Origin of the sequence: Salinibacillus aidingensis (assembly GCF_039522525.1) — a bacterium.
GTDB classification, from domain to species: domain Bacteria; phylum Bacillota; class Bacilli; order Bacillales; family Alkalibacillaceae; genus Salinibacillus; species Salinibacillus aidingensis.
Genome location: NZ_BAAADO010000001.1, coordinates 92,939 through 113,049 on the forward strand (window position 1 = coordinate 92,939; position 20,111 = coordinate 113,049).

Genomic DNA, 20,111 nt, shown 5'->3' on the forward strand with positions numbered 1-20,111 from the left:
TTAAAAGAAAAAGCGGAGGCGACCAATGGATATACGGGCGCTTCCGCTTTTATTCTGTGCTATTGTAAAGCCCTATTCAAATCCTCAATCAAGTCTTCAGCATCCTCCAGTCCAACAGAAATACGAATTAAGCCGTCTGTTATACCTAACTCTTCTCTTCGGTCCTTTGGAATGGAAGCATGAGTCATTCGTGCAGGCACTGAAATTAAACTTTCAACCGCTCCCAGACTTTCTGCCAATGTAAAGTATTGAATTCGTTTTAAAACCTGATCAGCCATTTCACCACTGCCTGCATCAAAGGAGAGCATTCCACCAAAGCCAGCAGCCTGGGATGTATGAGTATCATGGCCAGGGTGATTCTCTAAACCAGGATAATAAACGCTTTTCACCTTTGGATGGTTCTGCAGAAATTGAGCCACCTTGTTTGTGTTTTGCTCAATTTCCTCCATTCTGACTCCAAGGGTTTTCATACCACGAATAAGAAGATAAGAATCCTGTGGACCTAAGATGCCACCAGCAGAATTAAGAATAAAATGCAGGTCTTCTCCCAACTCATCTGAATTAACCACAACTAACCCCGCGACCACATCACTATGGCCTCCTAAATACTTTGTGGCACTGTGAAGAACAATGTCAGCGCCATATTGAATCGGGTTCTGCCAATATGGAGTACTGAATGTATTATCTACTATAAATAGCAGATTTTGTTCTTTGGCCAGGTCGCTCATTTTCCTTAAATCCGTTACCTTTAACAATGGATTCGTCGGAGTTTCCACATAAATGGCCTTTGTATTAGATTGAATAGCTTTTTTTACCTGATCAGGTGAGCTTGTATCTACAAATGTAACCTCTATTTGAAAACGGTTAAGAACTTTCGATACAACCCTGTAGGTACCGCCATAAACATCATCTGTCATAATCACATGGTCCCCTGCAGAAAACAGCATAAACACAGACGTAATCGCTGCCATCCCTGAACCAAAGGCAAACCCCTGCTTTCCACCTTCTAAATCTTTGATAAACTCTTCTAGTGCAAAGCGTGTTGGATTACCTGTCCGTGAATATTCATAGCCTTTATGATTTCCAGCTGACTCCTGCTGATAGGTGCTTACCTGATAAATCGGGACATTGACTGCACCTGTCTGTTCATCTCCTGTTATTCCGCCATGAATTAGTTTTGTTTTTTTACGCAATAAAAGCCCCTCCCCTAACTGTTATATTGATAGATTCCCTTACTTAAGTAGCGTTCACTACTATCAGGAAAAACTGTCACAATGTTTGTACCAGGAACGGCCTGTTCAGCCTCATTCAAAGCGGCCTGAAATGCAGCCCCTGAAGAACTGCCGACAAGCAATCCCGTTTTTGACGAAAGCTCCTTAACTCTGTTAAATGCCTGAGTATCAGGGATGGTATGAATAGCATCAAAATAATGGGTTTCCATATAATCAGGAATAAATTCCATCCCTATTCCTTCTGTATCATGGGAACCTGCCTCACCACCATTAAGAATGGAGCCCTCTGGTTCAACAATGACCGTTTTTATCTTTTCATTTTTCTCTTTCAGATATTGCGCAGTTCCCATAAATGTGCCACCAGTGCCTCCACCGGCTACAAAAACATCTGCTTTTCCGTCTAATTGCCGAACAATTTCCGGACCCAGTGTGTCATAATAGGCTTTGGGATTATTGTAATTTGAAAACTGTCTGGGGGAGTATGAGCCGGGAATCTTTCTAAGAAGCTCCTCTGTTTTATGAATAGCACCTTTCATTCCTTGTTCAGTGGGTGTATGAATGATTTCAGCACCAAGGGCCTTCATTAATTCCTGTTTTTCCATACTGAATTGTTCCGGTACAACGAACAGGACACGTATCCCCCTGCCAATAGCAGCTAAAGCAAGACCTATTCCTGTATTTCCGGCGGTAGGTTCAATAATCGTCCCGTCTTTTTGGAGCTCTCCACTTTGCAAGGCTTCTTCAAGTAATTTCTTACCTAAACGATCCTTAATACTTCCGCCGGGATTAAAGTATTCCAGTTTGGCAAAAATTCGAACGCCTTCAGGTATATCATACTGATGGATTTCAATTAAAGGTGTTTCCCCAATAAGTTCCTGGACATTACGTACATACTCCATTTTGACTCCCACCTATGCAAATACTTCTGACCATTCATTTTTCTTATCAAGCATGGTACGGGCAAGCTCCTTAGCACCTTCAAGACTATGACTGGCAGCCCAGCCGCATTGGACTTCATTACAAGCAGGTACTTCTGTTGCTTCTAATACATCATTCAGTGTTTTTTCAAGCAGATCTAATACATGATCGTAATCCTCATCATTTAAAAGAGCCAGATAAAAACCGGTTTGACAGCCCATAGGACCTACATCAACTACCTGGTCATGATGATTACGACTGAATTCAGCCATCATATGTTCCAGTGAATGGAGAGCAGGCATATCCATATGCTCCTGATTTGGCTGTTTAAAGCGAATGTCATATTTATAAATTGTATCGCCATTTGTTCCTTCTGTCTTACCTGCCAAACGTACATAAGGTGCCTTTACTTTCGTATGGTCCAGATTAAAGCTTTCAACGTTCATTTTACTCATCATTTATCGCTCCTTTTTTATTTTTTTGCTTCTAAAACCCAGACAAAATCATTAAGCTGAGTGAACCTGATGCTAAAATCATTCTGTTCAAACATCTTTTTTATTTGTGGAAGGGTTGTATAATACTCTGTTTTTAAATCGTCAGCCAGATTATAAAAATGATCCTGTTCCGCCTTTTCTATCATATCAGATTTTTCGTTCTCGGTTAAAAAAATTGTATCTGCAAACACAACCTTGCCGCCGTCTGGCAGTATATGTTTGTATTTCTTAATGGCCTGCTCTTTTTCCAGCTCTGTTAAATGATGGAAGGCATACGTGCTAACAAAAGCATCGATGGGTTCTTCTATGGGAAAATTGAGAAAATCTCCATCAATAATGGTAGCTCCTGTTACTTTTTCCTCAGCTTTTTTTCTCATTAAAGGGGACGGCTCAATACCAATGACTCTGCATTGACGATTGATTAACTTTTCCGTTAAGTTACCTGTTCCTGTTCCAAACTCCATTACCGTACCCGTTACACTGTCAGCAACCATTTCTAATATATGGTTGTAATTTTCAAACACCTGCCTGTACTCAATGTCCAACCCTTTGACTGTGTCATCGTAAGAGTCTGACCATTCATTAAACAGTTCAACAAATTCTCTCCCCATGTTGTCACCCCACTATAATTTATAATTCCTATGGGTATAGTATGAATTAAGCTTATCAATGTTTATTATAACATAGAAATTTCATGAATTGGGCTATAGAAATAAAAAGCCTGACACGAAGTCAGGCTTTTTAATCATTTAGAGCTGTAGATAAAGACTCCAGGTTTTTTCTCATCAGGCTGAAGTAATCGTCCTGATTCTGAATCTCTTCCCGGGTACGTACGGACAGATTATGAATGGGAAGAACCGTTGCCCCTACCTCATCTTTAATTAATTGAGCAATATTGGATACAGACGTATTTTCAAAAAGTAAATAGTCGATTTGTTTTTCTTTCACTTCATTGATAATATTGGTTAATTCCTTTTGGGATAGCTCACTGTTCTGGTTCATACCAGAAATACCAATTTGCTTAATTCCATAGGCTTCTTCCCAGTACCCGTAAGCAGCATGGGAAACAACAAACTGCTTCCGGTCTGCATGATGAATAACATCATGGAATTTGGAATCCAAAGCCTCAAGGTTTGCCTTCAGTTCCTGAAAATTTTGCTGAAAAAACTTTTTATGTTCTGGTTTTAGCGAGATAAGTGATTCTTTAATAGTCTCCGCTATATCGATTGAACGCAGAGGGTCCAGCCATACATGAGGGTCCTTATCTCCATGCTGATGATTATGATGACTGTCTTCTTCCTCATTCTCATGAACAGGCTTCGAAACAGTCACTTCTTTTCCATGACCATGATGAACTGTATCAACGCCTTTTGCTGCCTCTACAATCAATACTTCTTCAGACTCAACGGCCTTCGATATTTTCTCTGCATAGGCTTCTAAACCAGCTCCACTGTACATAAACAAATCGCTTTCTGCAATATCTACAATTGTTTTCGATGTCGGTTCATAGGTATGAGGATCCATACCATCTGACAATAGATTGGTCACCTCAACGTATTCCCCGCCAATTTTTCTGGTAAAGTCCTCAATTGGATATAAGGTTGTATAAATCGAAATTTTATCCGTATGTTTTTTAATTGCTTGGTTTTCATCCTGAGTACAGGCGGTAATAACAGGGATAAATAGGACAAGAATGATGAAATAACGTACAAAATGCCTCATGAATGTTTCTCCTCTCCGTTGATAACCTTACAAAATTATATCGTAATCGTTACTATTTGTAAATGTAAAGATTACGATTTAGGAGAAGATATGATAAACTTTTTTCCTAATAGAGAAACAGGGGTATAATCCCCTGTTCACTTACATTCTGGACATGTTCCATACACTTCAAACTTATGGTTTTCGATTACATAACCTGGCAGCAACGAATTGACCTGTTCAATAGCACAAATTTCAACTGGCTTTGTCCGCCCGCACTTTGTACAAATAAAGTGATGATGATGTCCATCTGTATCACAATGTAAACGGAAAAGCTGTTCCCCATTTAAACTTGTTGATTCCAGAATATCCAGATCTTCAAGCGTATATAAGTTCCGATAAACAGTATTATAACTTGCTCCTGGAAATTCATCCTGAAATTCCTCTAAAATATCTTTAACTGGAAAATATTGATCCTTTTGTCTTGCTTCAAATATTTGTATCAGCTTCTCACGTTGTTTCGTTTGTTTATAGCCATTTTCCTTTAATATTCCAATCGCCTGGTTGGCATTCAATAGTCTCATCCCTTTTTCGATGAAATACTTTTTTATTATTATAATGGATTATTCATTCTATGTACATTCCATTGGTTCGCGAAGTTTCATGGTAAGAAATCTGTACAATATCCTTACATGAATTAAAACAGGATATGGAAGGATATCAAATGATGAATGAATTTTTTAAGGAAAGAGGCGATAAACAAATGGATAACATGGATAAAAACCAAAACAATCAAACCAACATTGAAAAGGATGATTCTCTAACCACCAGACAGGGCCATCCGGTTACCAATAATCAGGATATTCGGACCGTCGGTAACCGTGGTCCTGCAACTTTGGAAAACTACGATTTTATAGAAAAAATCAGTCATTTTGATCGGGAGAAAGTCCCGGAACGGATTGTGCATGCTCGTGGGGCAGGTGCTCATGGCTATTTTGAATCCTACGGTACCGTTGGAGATGAGCCCGTCAGCAAATATACCCGGGCAAAAGTATTTCAGGAGAAAGGAAAGCAAACCCCTGTTTTTGTCCGTTTTTCCACGGTTGTTCACGGCAGACATTCTCCTGAAACGGTCCGTGATCCAAGAGGATTTGCGGTTAAATTTTATACAGAGGATGGGAATTGGGACTTAGTAGGAAATAACTTAAAAATCTTTTTTATTCGTGATGCGATGAAATTTCCTGATATGATTCATGCCTTTAGACCTGATCCCGTTACAAATATACAGGATAGTCAGCGTTTCTTTGACTTCTGCTCCAATTCTCCTGAAAGCTTCCATATGGTGACCTTTGTTTACTCCCCATGGGGAATCCCTGCCAACTACCGTCAAATGCAGGGCTCTGGAGTAAACACGTATAAATGGGTCAATAAAGATGGTGAAGCAGTGTTAGTGAAATATCATTGGGAGCCCAAACAGGGAATTAAAAATCTGACTGTAGAAGAAGCAGAGAAAATACAGGGGAAAAATTTTAACCACGCAACACAGGATTTATATGATGCCATTGAACAGGGCAACTACCCTGAATGGGAACTGTATGTGCAAATCATGAGCGATGATGAACATCCTGAACTGGATTTTGATCCACTGGATGATACAAAAATCTGGCCTGAAGATCAATTTCCTTGGCTGCCTGTCGGAAAAATGGTTCTTAATAAAAATCCGGAAAATTTCTTTGAAGAAGTGGAACAGGCTGCCTTTGGAACAGGGGTCCTCGTTGACGGCCTTGATTTCTCCGATGATAAAATGCTGCAGGGCCGCACTTTTTCCTATTCGGATACCCAGCGTTACCGGGTAGGGGCGAACTATTTACAGTTACCAATTAACAGAGCCAAAAAGCGGGTAGCAACCAACCAGGAAGGTGGTCAGCTGCGGTATGAAAGTGATAAGGGACCGAATCATAATCCACACATTAATTATGAGCCTTCCACATTTAGTGGCTTAAAAGAAACGGAACAGGTCGGAAAGGAATACAAACCGGAAGTACAAGGAAAATTGGTACGAGAACCGATTGATCGAAAGGAAGTAACCAAACAGGCAGGAGAAACCTATCGCTGGTTTGAGGATTGGGAAAAGGACGAGTTAATCAAAAATATGGTTGGTGACCTGTCTGAGTGTGACCAGCGAATTCAGGACAAGATGATTGCCTTAGCTGAAGAAGCTGATGACGAATATGGACGCCGATTACGTGATGGCCTGGAAGAAGCTAAGAAAATGAAGAAAGACGGTAGCTCAAGTCAAAATCCACTGGGAGCAGAAGATGCAGAGCAAGCCCCTAAACAAGCAGAGAAAAACAGCCACAACTCCAGACCTTATTAACAAGAAAAGCGAAGGAGACCGTTTAGGCCCGACGGCATAAGCAGAATCTCCGGAGTGGCCGGATTTTGGCCATGGAGCGGATTCTGCTTATGTCCGCTTGGGCCTGGGAGCCGTAGCTGGCAGAGACAAGCAGCGAAGCCAGAAAACACACTTACCCATGCAGAACCATGCATGGGTTTTACATAACAGCTGCCGGATTTGTTCCATCATTCCCCACCCATGTATCAATTGATTTACTCTTTCCTGCAAAAGACATACAATGGTACCGTACTTGATTTATAGAATAATAAAGGAGCATAAACATGAATTTAGATTTACCAAAAGAGATTAACAATTATATTCAACAAAATCAGCAGAAGCAGAATCATGATTATGAACACCTAAATACCACAGGTGGATATATGGAAACGGAGGATCTTGTTCGTAAGACAGCTATCGCTTTTTATTTAGGTAAAAATATACTTCTGAAAGGACCTACCGGAACCGGAAAAACGAAATTGGCAGAATCCCTGTCATCGCTATACCATAAGCCTATGCACAGCATTAATTGCTCTGTAGATTTAGATGCAGAAAGTTTATTAGGCTTTAAAACCATAAACGAGAAAAACGGAGAATCCATCATCGAATTTGTCGAAGGACCCGTTATTCAGGCGATGAAAAACGGCCATACGTTGTATATAGATGAAATTAATATGGCCAGGCCGGAAACCCTCCCCATCTTAAATGGTGTGCTGGATTACCGGAAAACGATAACAAATCCCTTTACCAATGAGGTGATTACTGCCCATAAAGATTTCAGAGTTATCGCTGCTATTAATGAAGGGTATGTCGGCACCACTCCTCTAAATGAAGCTTTAAAGAACCGATTCGTCATCTTCCAGGTTTCTTACTTAACGGGCGAACCTTTAAAAGAGGTTATTAAGGAACAAACGGCCTTGGAAGATGAACAGACCATCGACTATATGGTGAAGCTCTCAGAGGAATTAATTAATGAAACAAAAAAAGGAAAAATTTCCGAGGATGCCGCCTCAACCAGGGCACTGTTGGATGCATGCGATTTATCTGTTTATTTAACTCCATTGACCGCTATTGAACATGCGATTGCCGAAAAATTAGAAGATGAACGGGAAAAGCATTTTGTTCTAAATTTAGCTGAAACCTATTTTAAGGAATGATTTCATGAGCTTTATTGAAAAAGAAACGAATTATTTCATGTTTATGCAGTTGAAGGATTTAGCTATTTCCTTTATGAAAAAGGATGTCGATATTCAATATAATCAGGTTTCCTTTCTGGATATCCATGCTCCTAAAGTGACGATTAGCAGCTTTTGGGAGAATCGTACAACCAAGAGACATTTGGGCGAAAAAAGTGATATTTACCTGCGCGCTCTCGGAAATTATCATTTTAGTGATCGTCAGGCTTTTATTCAATTTTTAAATCAAAATCAAAGAAGCCGACTCCCTGCTTATGTTAAACAACTGACAGCTTTTTTAGAAGATATACGACTTGAGGAAAAAATACGCTCATTGCGGCCTGGTACAGGAAGATCATTCTCCTTCCGCAGAGAACAATATGCCGGGTTCTTTCAGGATCAATTAAAAGTAAATCGTAATCGAGGGTTTGATTCGGATACTTTGTTCTGTTATTTAACGTTAGCCATCTTCAAAGGCATGGATGTATTTGAGGAATCCATCTTAACTATTCCGGATGCGACAATGGCAAAGATAAAAGAAAGATTGTTTCGTATTTTTGATTGCAGGAATACAGAAGAAGTTATTGGTTTAGCGTGGAATATTTACGAAATGACAGAGGAATATGTAAGCACGGACATGATTAACGCCTATTTTACCTTACCAAAAATCCTCAGTAGGGATATAAAAGAGGATGAAGAAGATGAGTCTATCGATGAACTATTCCCTACGTGGAGCAGAAAACGTAAAAAAGAAACCAAGGAAACCTTCCTTCAATTTGATGATGTAGATGGAGAGCATCAGGATACAAAATTCACAAAAACACCGAGAGAAAGTGAGTCTACAGATCAGGTAATGGCAAGTGTTCAAGGCCAATCTCAGCAGGCTGATTTAAATGATCACTCAGAGGCCTCCAATCAGCAATTGGAGGATGAAGAGGATAAAGAGGAATTTAACAAAGGAAAAGCAAATCGTTATGCTGTGGCCATTGAAAAAGATATAGAACCTTTCACAGAGCAGGACCTGAACGATTATGAGATGCTAAGACAAAAAGTAGCCTTAGAAAAGAAAAAGCTGGTAAAGCTGCTTACAGATATTCTTGACCGGAAGAAGGAACATAACTACAGGCGTTTACATTATGGAAAGCTGGATAAAAAATTGGTTCGCTTTTTAACTGAAGAAAATCCTAAAATGTTTGTTAAAAAGGATGAAGACATGACATTTGATTGCACGTTCTCCCTCTTAGTAGACTGCTCCTCATCCATGATGAATAAAATGAACAAAACGAAGGAAACGATTGTCCTCTTCCATGAAACGTTAAAACAGATGAACATCTCCCATTCTGTTATGGGATTCTGGGAGGATGGTCTGGACAGCGATGATGAATATCAGCCTAATTACTTTCATGAAGTGGTTCCCTTCCAAAACAGCTTGCAAAAAACTTCCGGTCCTCATATTATGCAGCTTCAGCCTGAAGAGGATAACCGGGATGGATTTGCGATTAGATATGCCGGGCACAAGCTGTCAAAACAAAACGAGCAAAATAAATTTCTTTTTGTATTAACAGATGGAAAGCCGGCAGCATTTAATTACTTTCAAAACGGAATAATGGATACAAAAGAAGCGATCCAGCAGCTGAATAAGAAAAATGTCCGAACCATTGGCGTTCAAATGGACCAACAGGATGAACAGCAGGAAAAAATCATGGAATCCATGTATAATCAGCATTATCTTATGATTGACAATTTAAATGAAATGCCTGCCCAGTTTGCAGGAATTCTGAAAAAATTAATTATGAAATCAGGAAATTAATGAATATGCATTCGATGGATTAGTTTATCCAGATCCTGCAGGAGGACCTCTGCTTCCTCCCTGCTCAATCTTACAGGCATTTGATCATTCACGGTAATTACACAGGATTCATCACCCTTTATTTGTTTAATTAAATATTCATGCAATGCCTCAATCTGTGACGACTGCAATATGGATTGAGTTTCGAGATGTTTAATTTCCTTTATAATAAACTCATTTTCCCGAATGGAAAATTCACCCTTAATTAATTGTCCTTGATAGGTTTCCATATCCAACCCTTCCTTCTCATAAAGGGGAATCATAAAGATTCCCCTTATAGTGTGTTTTATTTTCTCTCTTTCGCTCTTCTATCCGCTGCATTGGAGCGCTGCTGTGCTTCAAGATCATCATGGTCAGCCAGTTCCTGAGAAAATTCAATGTCCAGGCCGTCAGAAGCAATATCCCTGCGGGGGGTTTGAGGCAGTTTTTGTTTGTTCTTATCTCTTGGTTTTTGGCTTTGTCCTCGTCCCATTGTCATGCTCCTTTCCCGATTTAATGAACACGTGGTTCACTTTTAGCTTCCCATTTGTTGTGATCAAGTATGATTCCACTTTCTGCTAAGCTTTCAAATAAAATGAAGCTTCATCGACCATTTCTACTTCAGGATTTGATTTTAAATCTTTAACTAATTGAAATAAAGCCTCGTCCTTTTTTTTGGCCTCAATCATACAGTCAATTTGACCTGTGCTTCCATTGACTTCTTTGGCAAATTGTAAAAACATATCAGAATCAACTGTATCTGCATGGGCGCGAAACTGCTTTTTACTTTTTGGACTGGAAATATGCATTTTCACTGCATGCGGAGAGGCGTTCCACGTATTTAAAATTCGATCCCACTCCTTAATCCAGTTTTCCTGTTCATGGTTAGCAAGATGGTGATGAAGATCAAACACAGCTGGTATATTTAATTTTTCACAAGCATATAAAACATCGTGTATATGATAGGTTTTATCATCATTTTCCAGCATAATCATTTCCTGTATACGTTCAGGTACATAGGACCAATTTGTTATAAAACGCTCCAGAGAGTCCTCTTTACTTTCATATTTTCCACCCAGATGTAATACACACCGATGTCTGGGACTCACGTTCATATTGGTTAACAGTTTATAATGATAGTCGAGTGTGAGAAAAGAGGTCTTTAAAACCTCTTTTCTGGGGGTATTGAGCACTACGAAATGGTCAGGGTGAAAATCAATCCGCATTTGGTTTCGATCGGCAAAATCTCCCAAATCTTCTAAGTCTTTTTTCACGGGCTTGATGTAATCCCATCCCTTTAAAGCTTCATGAGTTGCCAGAGGTACCAGTCTGGAACTGAGACGAAAGAAATGAATATCATTTGCTTTGTTATGCTTAAGCAGACGAAGACAGTTTTGTACATTGGATTGGGCGACGCTTTCCAATTTATGGACCGCAGCCTCCTCATCATCAAATTGTGAATAGCGTTTGTAGGTCATCGTTTGGGACGGAGAACTATTTTTCAGGTGAACACTCATAGCTACATATCCAAGACGAAATAATGTATTTGTCATTATATCCCTCAGTTTTTACACTTAGCCTATGTAATCGCATCATTTTTATCAGAGAACAAAGAGTCTTATACGTTGCACTAAACACTTGCCCCCGCTTTCGCTTTTCTCTGTCCAACTCCGGCTCCCAGGCCCAAGCGGACATAAGCAGAATTCCTTCCATGGCCAAAATACGGCCACTCCTGAAATTCTGCTTATGCCGTCGCGCCTAAACGGTCGCCTCCGATTTTCGTATAAAAAAGACATGCATGGGCGCATGTCTTTTACATTGATTCATAATATACAACTGATTCTCGTGGAAGCATCTTTTTTGGTTTTAAGTTCTGATCAGGATATCCCAGACCCAATATGGAGGCAACACCATAATTAGAGGATGAAATTGTAATGCCAGAATCACCAGAACCAGAATAAACATCTGATTCGTCTTGACAAGCGGTTTTGGAATTGTCAAAATCCTCGCCAGTAAAGACGCTCTAATTTTTATTTTCTAAAATCTGCCGAATTCGTGGCTTTGGTTCCCAGCAGTTAAATTGATAATTTGATTTAGTATAATATCCCAGCCGTTTGCATTTCGTTACTACCTGTCCATCTTCTTTGCCAGCCAGAAAGTGAATACACGTTGCACAGCAATGGTATTTGTTTAACCTATCCTCCTTCATCAAGTTCACTCCTCCCCCTTTTTATGAAAGATATCCAGGTAATCCCATGTCTTCTCAAGGTCCTCAAGCTTTTGTTTTATATCCACATTTCTGGAGTTCCCCATTTGTGTAATCAAAGCGTTCATTAAACTTAAAGGGGCAACAAAGGAATCAATAAAAGACGGCAATCTGCTTGATGCGGTTAAGGGTACATCCGCAATGGGGACCAGCGGAGATAACAGATTATCTGTAATCGCGATGGTAGTCGCCCCTCTTTCCCCTGCAAAGGAAAACATCTTTAAGGTTGATTGGGTATAACGGGGAAAACTGATGCCAACCACTACATCATTTTCATTACAATTATAAAATTTTTCGGAAATGAGCTCAGCTGAAGAAATAAATTCTACATTGCTTCTCATAATGCGGAGATAATATTCAAGAAAGACTCCAAGTGAAACCGCACTGCGACTGGCCACAATATAAATATTATTTGCGCTCAGCAGGAGGTTTACAGCTTTCTGGAACTGTGTCTTATCCAGGTTTTCCATAGTGGAACGTATATTGGAGATATCATCCTGAAAAATGTTATACAGCCACTTATCCTCACCTTCATATACCTGAGAACTCATTTGTAAGCGTTCGGTTGTTGTAAGCTGTTTTTGCAGGGAATCCTGCATGGCCTGCTGCAGTTCCGGAAAACCTGAATACCCTATAAAGGTTGCAAATCTGACTACCGTTGCCTCACTGACCGAAGTAATCTGAGCAAGTTTACCTACAGTTAAAAAGGGCACATTATTGGGATTTCTTAGAATGTATTCACCAATCTTTTTTTGAGATTTACTCATATTAGGGATTTTTTCTGCTATGGTTTGATAAACATTGCCCATTGTTTGTTTTCTACCTCCTCAGTTTCTTTAATACTTCCTCATGTAATTCTGCAGTTCTTGCAATGTCCTCTTCTGTATGCACGGTCGACATCGAATAACGATTCATTGGTTTTGTGTAAACTCCTTTCTTTAGCAATTCCTGATCAATAATTTTTCGAAAGGATGTATTTCCTTTTTGTAAATCCCGATAATTTTTTACAGGCTCATTGATTAGAACAATATTAAAAATACTCCCCATTCCAATGGTTTGCATCTCTACGCCGTGTCGTTTATAAACCGTTTCTAACTGGTGGCGCAGATATTGTGTTCGTTCCACCAATTTTTCAAAGGTCTGATCCGATTCTAAAGCTTCAATGGTTGCAAGCCCTGCGGCTAATACGGTTGGATGACCATTGTAGGTTCCACTGTGAAATAGAACATCTTTTCCCTTCTCTTTACTTCCGGCACTCAGGATGTCACGGCCGCCATGTGGAGCACTGATCATCATGATATCTTCTCGTCCGCCGACAGCTCCAACCGGAAAACCTCCTCCAAGGACCTTTCCCAAAGCCGTCAAATCGGGCTTCACACCATAGACTGTCTGACATCCGCCCAGGGACGTTCGAAAACCGGTTTTTACTTCATCAAAAATTAACAGGATTCCAAGCTCTTCTGTCACCTTTCTTAATCCCTGTATAAATTCTTCATCTGCAGGAATAAATCCTCCCTGAACAGGTTCGAGAATAACAGCAGAAAGTTCACTTGCACGCTTACGTAAAAGCTGTTCGGAAGCCTTTAAATCGTTAAACGGTAAAATGATCGTATTTTCAACAAAATATCCGGCATCCCTGTTGATTCAGGGATTGATTTTGGTTCATTCTGTGATCCAGACTTCTCTATATCCGGATTAACACTTACTAAAAACTGATTGGATCCTCCATGATAATGCCCCTCAAATTTCGCAATTTTTTCCTTGCCTGTGTATGCCATTGCTGCCCGCACAGCCAGAAGAGTGGCTTCTAAGCCTGAGTTTGTATATCTGACCATTTCAATACCAGGATACAGATCCACCAATTTTTCCGCCATTTTTATTTCCAGTTGGTGCGGTGTACCGAAAATCGTTGTTCCCTGGCTCTCTAATTGATCATAAACGGCCTGCATTACTGGTTCATATCCATGTCCGTGAATCAGTGCCCCATAACATAGAAGGTAGTCAATATATTCGTTACCATCCGCATCATATAATCGGCTCCCTTTTCCCTTCTCCATCATAATCGGGTGTGGTTCGAAATATTTAATGTTCGCAGTCACACCACCTGGCATTACCTCACATGCCCGGGCATATAATTCTCTTGACTTGCGATTGGAATCTGAGTCAAAGGAAGCTTCTTGTTTTAACACTTCTTCATTCTCCTTTTTAATGAAATTTATGTTTCTGTTTTTGTATTATATGAAATATATATTTCATTTTAAACCACAAAAAGAAAAATTTATTAAAAATTAGATGATTATTTAAAAAGTGAAACCTCCATCAGTGGGGATTTTCTCTATCCTCCACTTAGACTTGTTGGGGTAACCTCAGGACTTGATGTGGGAGTATTACGGCCAGTTAATGCGTGAAAAAAATACCCTGGAATTTATCTCCCAGGGTAGCGTCCTATCTATCTTATTAATCTTTAATTATGAAACCATACTTTTTATAGATCTTTTCAGCCGTCTCTGATTGGGCAAACTGGTAAAATGTATCTGTTGCTTTGTTAATCGTACCTTCCTTTTGATTGTCATCCTTTAACATAGCTAAATAGTATTTAATCGGCGAATGTAATGCTGCGTCAAACTCCCGTACTGCCGCAACATTTTCAACCTGATCAGCATCACTGTTATAGACAATTCCTAAATCTGCGGTTCCTTTGTTAACCAGCGTTAATACTTGTGTGACATCCTTTGTAAATACCAGTTGGTCCCGAAGACGGTCCCATTTATTCAGCTGCATTAAAACTTCCTTTGCATAGGTTCCTGCGGGTACGGATTCCGGGGTACCAATAGCTAATTTCCCATCTGAACGGAGCAGTTCATTAATGGTGCGAACAGATGCTTGTTCGGACTTAATTAAAACTAAAGAATTCGTCAAAAGCTGGTTTCCCTCTTTTATTAAATTCTTTTGTCTAACCTTTTGATAGTCCCTTTCAGATGCTGAGAAAAACAAATCAATAGGAGCTCCCTGCTCAATCTGCCTCCGAAGGGTCCCAGTACCGCCGGAATTTAAATGAATATGGATAGATGGATTTTCCTGTTCAAAAGCACTTATCACTTCCTGCAGGCTTTCTGACATACTGGAGGCTGCAGAGATTGTAATCTCCGTTTTATCCCCCTCATCATTAGCTGAGCAGCCTGGCATGATGATTAAACATCCCATTAGAACTGCAAGAATTCTTTTCATTTTCACCATCCTGACTAGCGAAATACTTCATTTAATATCTTTATCGTTATATATATAAACCTGATAATCGGTAGAGTTGTTTATATTGTAAAAAGGCTGCGGTTCATCTATATTTATATACTTCACCTGGCACATCTCAAGTAATCTGGCAACAGAATAATCATCTGAATCCAGCACACGTTTAATATGGGACTTGATCTGTTTTGAGTAGGCAGCAACTAACGGCTGTTTCCGACCAGTAACGACAGGTATGACCACGTCGGTATCTTCGTCTATATTGTGGACTAACTGTTGTAATACACGAGTTTCCATAAAGGGTACATCTACAGGAAGCACGATATACCAGTCAAAGGATTTGGCATTCATAGCCGTCCATAAACCTGAGAGCGGTCCCCTCTTTTTCAGTTCCGGGTCGTCATTAAGTACCGTAAGGTTTTTCGTATAATGCAGATCAAAATGATTATAAAGCTCAGGATTGGTAATCATAAAGAGTTCACCAACAACGGGACGTAAAGCATCCAGTGAATATTGATAAAAATCTTTCCCTTCTCTTTTGGCAAATGCTTTGGGTGAACCAAAACGTCTGGACTTCCCTCCTGCCAAAACGACGCCTGCTAATTTCATAACAACCCTCATTTCACAATAATTTTGCATATTAGTCACAAATTCGTTATTTATCAAGAAAAAAGAAATACGTCTACGATGCTAGAATAACAGTATACAGAGAATTTTCAACTAATGAAAGAATAACGGTGTATTTACATAGATTAAGGAGTGTTTGAAGATGCATTCAGACCTGTTGCTTAAAGCACGAACCAATGAGCAGCCTATTTCCCATGAATTACAGGAGCTTCTCCATTCCAATAGTACCGTTCGGAAAATAGATAAAGACAGCTTCCTGTTTCATGAAGGTGACCCAGCAAACGAAATCTTTGTCATCAAACGTGGACTCGTGCAAATATCCAAGCTGACAGCAAACGGGAAGGAAATGATCCTGCGTATATGTAAAGAGGATGATATCGTCGGTGAGTTGATTTTGTTTATCGATGATGCCACCTACTTGCTTAGTGCAAAAGTCATTGAACCAGGAGAAGTATTTGTCATCCGTAAAGATCAACTGGAACAGGCATTAACCACTAATAATGCCCTGACCGTTGAATTTATGAAGTGGACAAGTCAGCACATGAGAAAGTTTCAGACGAAGATTAGAGATTTGCTGCTAAATGGAAAAAAAGGTGCTCTTTATTCTACACTCATTCGTCTTTCCAACAGTTATGGTCCTTCACAGCCACTTTTCCATTGGTTGTTGAAGATAGCAGGAGGGTTGCCTCGCTTGCCGATCTTGCTATTGTAATATCCGGACAGCCATCTGCTATACTTCCATTGTTTACAGTTCCGATTTTTTTCTTTAACTCTTCATATTCCTCATCCATACTCCAGCTGATCCCTATACCCCCGTATGGCTTGTCGGTAAATTAGACAAAAAAATGGACATAAAAAATCCCATTGGCTGCAGGTTCAAACTGAACGCTTACTGCCCAATGGGATTGTGTATCCGTACTATTTTATTCATTGCTAATTCCATCCTGCGATAAGTTGAATAACAGCCGGTCCTAATAAAACGATAAACAAGGTTGGGAAGATAAATAACACCATAGGAATCAGCATTTTTACGGGTGCCTTCATCGCTTGTTCCTTTACCTTTTGGCGCTGCTGTTCACGAATTCTCTGTGTCTGCGCCTGCAAAACTTTGGACATTCCTATCCCCATTTGATCAGCTTGAATAATTGCGCTGATCACACTCTTTAAAAATTCAGATGCTACCCGGTTTCGTAAATCGGTTAGTGCGTTTTTCCTTGACTTGCCGAGTTTCATATCCTCTAATGCGTAGAGGAATTCCTTTGATAATGGGCCATCCATCTGTTTACAGACTCTTCTCAGCGCACTATCCAGTCCCATACCGGCTTCTATGGAAACCGTGACCATATCAAAAAAATCTGGCATGGATTTTTCAATTTCTATTACTCTTTGTTTTTTCTTTGCAGTTATATAGTAGTTAGCATAAAAGTTAATAAATAACGCTGCGAAAATACTTAAGAAAATCAGTTTGGCCATTTGATCTGCAGATGGTAAAAACATCACCCATAAAAGCAGGATAAAACCAATCGTTATGACTAATCTCAGCAAAATAAAATTTGGGCCTGTCAGACCAAAAGGATTTCCCGCATCTCTTAATTTATTTTCCATTTCCTGAAGCTTATGTTTAGGTGTCCTTTTTAAAATAAAACCTCTTAATTTTTCGGCCATCGGTGACAGAATCCGCATTTTAAATGATAATAATTCTTTATCCTCTTCCGGTTCAGCGGAAATACTCGTATCAACAAGCGGCATCAGACGGCGGTCAATTTGAAGTTTATTATGATTCACGCTTATTTGTACCGTAACAAACAATATGGAGAAAAATGCAAAAGAAATCATCCATAACAAAAACGCTGCCATCTCTACACCTCAATTCTTACAATCTTTTGAATCACCAGCCAGCCGATGAAACCTGAAACGGCTCCCATAGCAAGGAAAACCAAACCCAAAGGATGCTCCAGCATTGGGGAAAAGTAACTGGGACTTGCTACATTTAATATTAAGCCCAGCACAACAGGTAATAACGAAATAATAATCGCCGACATACGCCCTTGAGAGGTTAATGTCTTCAATTCATCCTTCATACGAATCCTTTCATGGATGGTTTCTTCAATCGTTTCAAATAGCTTAGAAAGGTTTCCACCCGTGGACCTTTGAATGAGCACAGCAGTCACAACTAATTTTAAGTCTTTGTTTGGTAAACGACTTAACAGATTTTGAAAAGACTGTTCCATTGAAATCCCTAAGTTCATCTCCCGAATGGCTTTTGCAAATTCAGTTCCGAGCGGATCGGAAACTTCTTTCGCTACTAACTGCATCGCCTGCATAAAACTAAATCCTGATTTCATCGCTGTACTAATAGTTCCCAATGCCTGAGGGAGCTGATCTGAGCACGCCTGAATTCTCTTTTTTCGTTTATGTTTTAAATAACTGCCGGGTCCAAACCAGCCAATAAGTGGAAGCAGTATAACCATCATCCAGTTTAATTCCATTGCGAATGCTGTCATAAAGGTCAGCAAAACGCTTAACAGGCGAATAGCCATAAATTCTTCCGATCTTATGGGGACACCCGATGTTTCAATAAGCTCTGCCCACTTTTCTGTTTGCTTTTTCCCGCGAAATATTCTTGAGAATCTTTGAAAAGCAGATTTTAAAAATGCATCTCTATTTCCGGCTTGCTCGATTGTCCTGCCCCTGGTTGTCATTTTATTTTCATCATTTGCTTCTTCCGAAAAGTATTTGTTTAAGCGATATTCGACTTGAAGTTTATGACGCTTCAAGGTCATGGCAATCATTCCTGTAAACAATGTAATAAGCAGAAACAATAATACAAACACCATTATGACCACTCCTCCTGGAACCAATGGGCAGGTACCTCAAATCCATAATCGGTTAATTTATCCGCACAATCAGGCCGAATACCAGTTGATACAAATCTTCCCTTAATCCTGCCATCGCTTGCTGTTTCCGTCTGTTTAAAAACGAAGATATCCTGCAGAGTAATCGTATCTCCTTCCATTCCGGTGATTTCAGAGATATGGGTGATTTTTCTGCTTCCGTCCTTAAGTCTTGTCTGCTGGATAACAAGATCCACAGCTCCTGCAATCTGCTCACGAATGGCTCTGATCGGTAAGTCCATACCGGCCATAAGAACCATTGTTTCTAAACGGGAAAGCATATCTCTGGGAGAGTTTGCATGACCCGTTGCCAGCGAACCATCGTGACCCGTGTTCATGGCCTGAAGCATGTCCAAGGCTTCAGCGCTTCTCACCTCACCAATTACAATTCGATCAGGCCTCATACGCAGGGAGTTTCGGACTAAATCACGGATGGAAATTGCACCCGTGCCCTCAATATTAGGAGGACGTGTTTCCAACGATATGACATGATCCTGGGATAACTGCAGTTCGGCTGCATCCTCTATCGTGATAATTCGCTCATCGTGAGGAATGTAAGAGGATAAGACATTCAGCAATGTGGTTTTCCCTGAGCCTGTTCCACCACTGATAAACACATTTAATCTCGCTTTTACACAGGCATCCAGAAATTGAGCCATTTCTTCACTCAGGGTGCCGAAGTTAATTAAATTTTCCATTTGCAGCCGGTCCTGAGGGAATTTTCGAATCGTAATCGTCGGACCGTTCAAAGCCAATGGAGGGATAATTGCATTTACCCTGGAACCATCCGGCAATCGGGCATCTACCATCGGACTGCTTTCATCAATTCTTCTTCCCAAAGGAGAAACAATTTTCTCGATGACCTGCAATACATGATCATGATCCCTGAAATAACCGTCTGTCCTTATAAGCCGTCCACTCCGCTCCACATAAATATCGTCTGGACCATTGACCATCACTTCTGAAACTTCCGGGTCATTCAGGAAGGGAGTAATCGGACCATATCCAATTAATTCATTTGAAATGTCTTCAATAAAGGACTTTTTCATTTCAAATGAGATTCGCTCGCCCTCCTCATTCAGGTACTTCATCGCTTCTTTATTTAAAAATTCCAATTGTTTATCATCATCAATTTCATTTTGTTTTCTTAATTCGGAAATCAAATGAGTTCGCAGCATCGTTTTTAATTCGTGTTCCTGAGAACGAACGCTGTCACTTCGGGATGGTACAGCAGCTGATGCAGATGAACCTTTTGGCTGATTTTCACTTTTTTCATTTAACCGTTTTAATAATGACATCTACATCTCCTCTTTCACAAAAGACTGTTTTCTAAGAATG

General features: G+C 39.9%; 21 protein-coding genes and 1 pseudogene. 4 read left to right on the top strand and 18 right to left on the bottom strand.

Annotated elements, in window-relative coordinates; translation table 11 throughout:
* Window positions 1-59: 59 nt before the first annotated feature.
* The 6 genes from ABD006_RS00510 to ABD006_RS00535 all read right to left on the bottom strand — a co-directional run bounded on the left by ABD006_RS00510 (window position 60) and on the right by ABD006_RS00535 (window position 4,929).
* On the bottom strand, window positions 60-1,193 hold the full coding sequence (locus ABD006_RS00510; RefSeq protein WP_343836354.1) for a bifunctional cystathionine gamma-lyase/homocysteine desulfhydrase: 1,134 nt from the start codon (window positions 1,191-1,193) through the stop codon (window positions 60-62).
* A 14-nt stretch (window positions 1,194-1,207) separates the two neighbouring features.
* The gene (locus ABD006_RS00515) at window positions 1,208-2,131 is read right to left on the bottom strand and encodes a PLP-dependent cysteine synthase family protein (protein ID WP_343836356.1); all 924 of its coding nucleotides are present in this window, start codon (window positions 2,129-2,131) and stop codon (window positions 1,208-1,210) included.
* Window positions 2,132-2,143: 12 nt separating this feature from the next.
* Window positions 2,144-2,605 (bottom strand): S-ribosylhomocysteine lyase, encoded by a 462-nt coding sequence (locus ABD006_RS00520; protein WP_425542162.1) that lies wholly within the window; start codon window positions 2,603-2,605, stop codon window positions 2,144-2,146.
* A 17-nt stretch (window positions 2,606-2,622) separates the two neighbouring features.
* Complete coding sequence (locus ABD006_RS00525) at window positions 2,623-3,255, bottom strand: class I SAM-dependent DNA methyltransferase (RefSeq protein WP_343836360.1); 633 nt, start codon at window positions 3,253-3,255, stop codon at window positions 2,623-2,625.
* Between the two features lie 130 nt (window positions 3,256-3,385).
* Entirely contained in the window at window positions 3,386-4,366 is a 981-nt protein-coding gene (locus ABD006_RS00530; protein WP_343836362.1) for a metal ABC transporter solute-binding protein, Zn/Mn family, read from the bottom strand.
* A gap of 137 nt (window positions 4,367-4,503) precedes the next feature.
* Complete coding sequence (locus tag ABD006_RS00535; RefSeq protein WP_343836364.1) at window positions 4,504-4,929, bottom strand: Fur family transcriptional regulator; 426 nt, start codon at window positions 4,927-4,929, stop codon at window positions 4,504-4,506.
* A gap of 188 nt (window positions 4,930-5,117) precedes the next feature.
* On the opposite strand from ABD006_RS00535, the gene ABD006_RS00540 reads away from it, so the two are divergent.
* From ABD006_RS00540 to ABD006_RS00550, 3 genes are all read left to right on the top strand, one after another.
* A complete protein-coding gene (locus tag ABD006_RS00540) occupies window positions 5,118-6,722 on the top strand; it encodes a catalase (protein WP_343837719.1) in 1,605 nt (534 codons plus the stop codon).
* Window positions 6,723-7,024: 302 nt separating this feature from the next.
* Entirely contained in the window at window positions 7,025-7,897 is an 873-nt protein-coding gene (locus tag ABD006_RS00545) for an AAA family ATPase (RefSeq protein WP_343836366.1), read from the top strand.
* Between the two features lie 4 nt (window positions 7,898-7,901).
* Window positions 7,902-9,725: a vWA domain-containing protein gene (locus ABD006_RS00550; protein ID WP_343836369.1), complete on the top strand. Its 1,824-nt coding sequence runs from the start codon at window positions 7,902-7,904 to the stop codon at window positions 9,723-9,725.
* On the opposite strand, the gene ABD006_RS00555 is transcribed toward ABD006_RS00550, so the two are convergent.
* The 9 genes from ABD006_RS00555 to mobA all read right to left on the bottom strand — a co-directional run bounded on the left by ABD006_RS00555 (window position 9,722) and on the right by mobA (window position 15,861).
* Window positions 9,722-9,994 (bottom strand): hypothetical protein, encoded by a 273-nt coding sequence (locus ABD006_RS00555; protein ID WP_343836371.1) that lies wholly within the window; start codon window positions 9,992-9,994, stop codon window positions 9,722-9,724. The genes ABD006_RS00550 and ABD006_RS00555 overlap by 4 nt on opposite strands.
* 56 nt (window positions 9,995-10,050) lie before the next feature.
* Window positions 10,051-10,236, bottom strand: coding sequence for a YfhD family protein (locus ABD006_RS00560; RefSeq protein WP_343836373.1), 186 nt, complete (start codon window positions 10,234-10,236; stop codon window positions 10,051-10,053).
* Window positions 10,237-10,321: 85 nt separating this feature from the next.
* Window positions 10,322-11,296, bottom strand: coding sequence for a UV DNA damage repair endonuclease UvsE (gene uvsE / locus ABD006_RS00565; protein WP_343836375.1), 975 nt, complete (start codon window positions 11,294-11,296; stop codon window positions 10,322-10,324).
* Between the two features lie 470 nt (window positions 11,297-11,766).
* The gene (locus ABD006_RS00570; protein WP_343837720.1) at window positions 11,767-11,952 is read right to left on the bottom strand and encodes a hypothetical protein; all 186 of its coding nucleotides are present in this window, start codon (window positions 11,950-11,952) and stop codon (window positions 11,767-11,769) included.
* Between the two features lie 5 nt (window positions 11,953-11,957).
* Window positions 11,958-12,818 (bottom strand): MurR/RpiR family transcriptional regulator, encoded by an 861-nt coding sequence (locus tag ABD006_RS00575; protein ID WP_343836377.1) that lies wholly within the window; start codon window positions 12,816-12,818, stop codon window positions 11,958-11,960.
* Window positions 12,819-12,828: 10 nt separating this feature from the next.
* Window positions 12,829-13,653, bottom strand: a complete 825-nt coding sequence (locus ABD006_RS00580; RefSeq protein ID WP_343837721.1) for an aspartate aminotransferase family protein — start codon at window positions 13,651-13,653, stop codon at window positions 12,829-12,831.
* Window positions 13,593-14,198, bottom strand: coding sequence for an aminotransferase class III-fold pyridoxal phosphate-dependent enzyme (locus ABD006_RS00585; RefSeq protein ID WP_343836379.1), 606 nt, complete (start codon window positions 14,196-14,198; stop codon window positions 13,593-13,595). Before ABD006_RS00585 ends, ABD006_RS00580 begins: the two co-directional genes overlap by 61 nt.
* 268 nt (window positions 14,199-14,466) lie before the next feature.
* A complete protein-coding gene (modA, locus tag ABD006_RS00590) occupies window positions 14,467-15,237 on the bottom strand; it encodes a molybdate ABC transporter substrate-binding protein (RefSeq protein ID WP_343836380.1) in 771 nt (256 codons plus the stop codon).
* Window positions 15,238-15,264: 27 nt separating this feature from the next.
* Entirely contained in the window at window positions 15,265-15,861 is a 597-nt protein-coding gene (gene mobA / locus ABD006_RS00595) for a molybdenum cofactor guanylyltransferase (RefSeq protein ID WP_343836381.1), read from the bottom strand.
* A 160-nt stretch (window positions 15,862-16,021) separates the two neighbouring features.
* On the opposite strand from mobA, the pseudogene ABD006_RS00600 reads away from it, so the two are divergent.
* A pseudogene (locus tag ABD006_RS00600) lies at window positions 16,022-16,516 on the top strand (Crp/Fnr family transcriptional regulator); the annotation flags it as partial.
* A gap of 296 nt (window positions 16,517-16,812) precedes the next feature.
* Here the strand turns inward: ABD006_RS00600 and ABD006_RS00605 are convergent.
* From ABD006_RS00605 to ABD006_RS00615, 3 genes are read right to left on the bottom strand one after another with little or no spacing between them, the layout of a single operon-like run.
* The gene (locus ABD006_RS00605) at window positions 16,813-17,736 is read right to left on the bottom strand and encodes a type II secretion system F family protein (RefSeq protein ID WP_343836383.1); all 924 of its coding nucleotides are present in this window, start codon (window positions 17,734-17,736) and stop codon (window positions 16,813-16,815) included.
* 2 nt (window positions 17,737-17,738) lie between these two features.
* Window positions 17,739-18,716 carry a type II secretion system F family protein gene (locus ABD006_RS00610; protein ID WP_343836384.1) on the bottom strand — a complete coding sequence of 326 codons (978 nt, stop codon included), beginning with the start codon at window positions 18,714-18,716 and terminating at the stop codon, window positions 17,739-17,741.
* The gene (locus ABD006_RS00615) at window positions 18,716-20,071 is read right to left on the bottom strand and encodes a TadA family conjugal transfer-associated ATPase (protein ID WP_343836386.1); all 1,356 of its coding nucleotides are present in this window, start codon (window positions 20,069-20,071) and stop codon (window positions 18,716-18,718) included. Before ABD006_RS00615 ends, ABD006_RS00610 begins: the two co-directional genes overlap by 1 nt.
* Window positions 20,072-20,111: the final 40 nt, after the last annotated feature.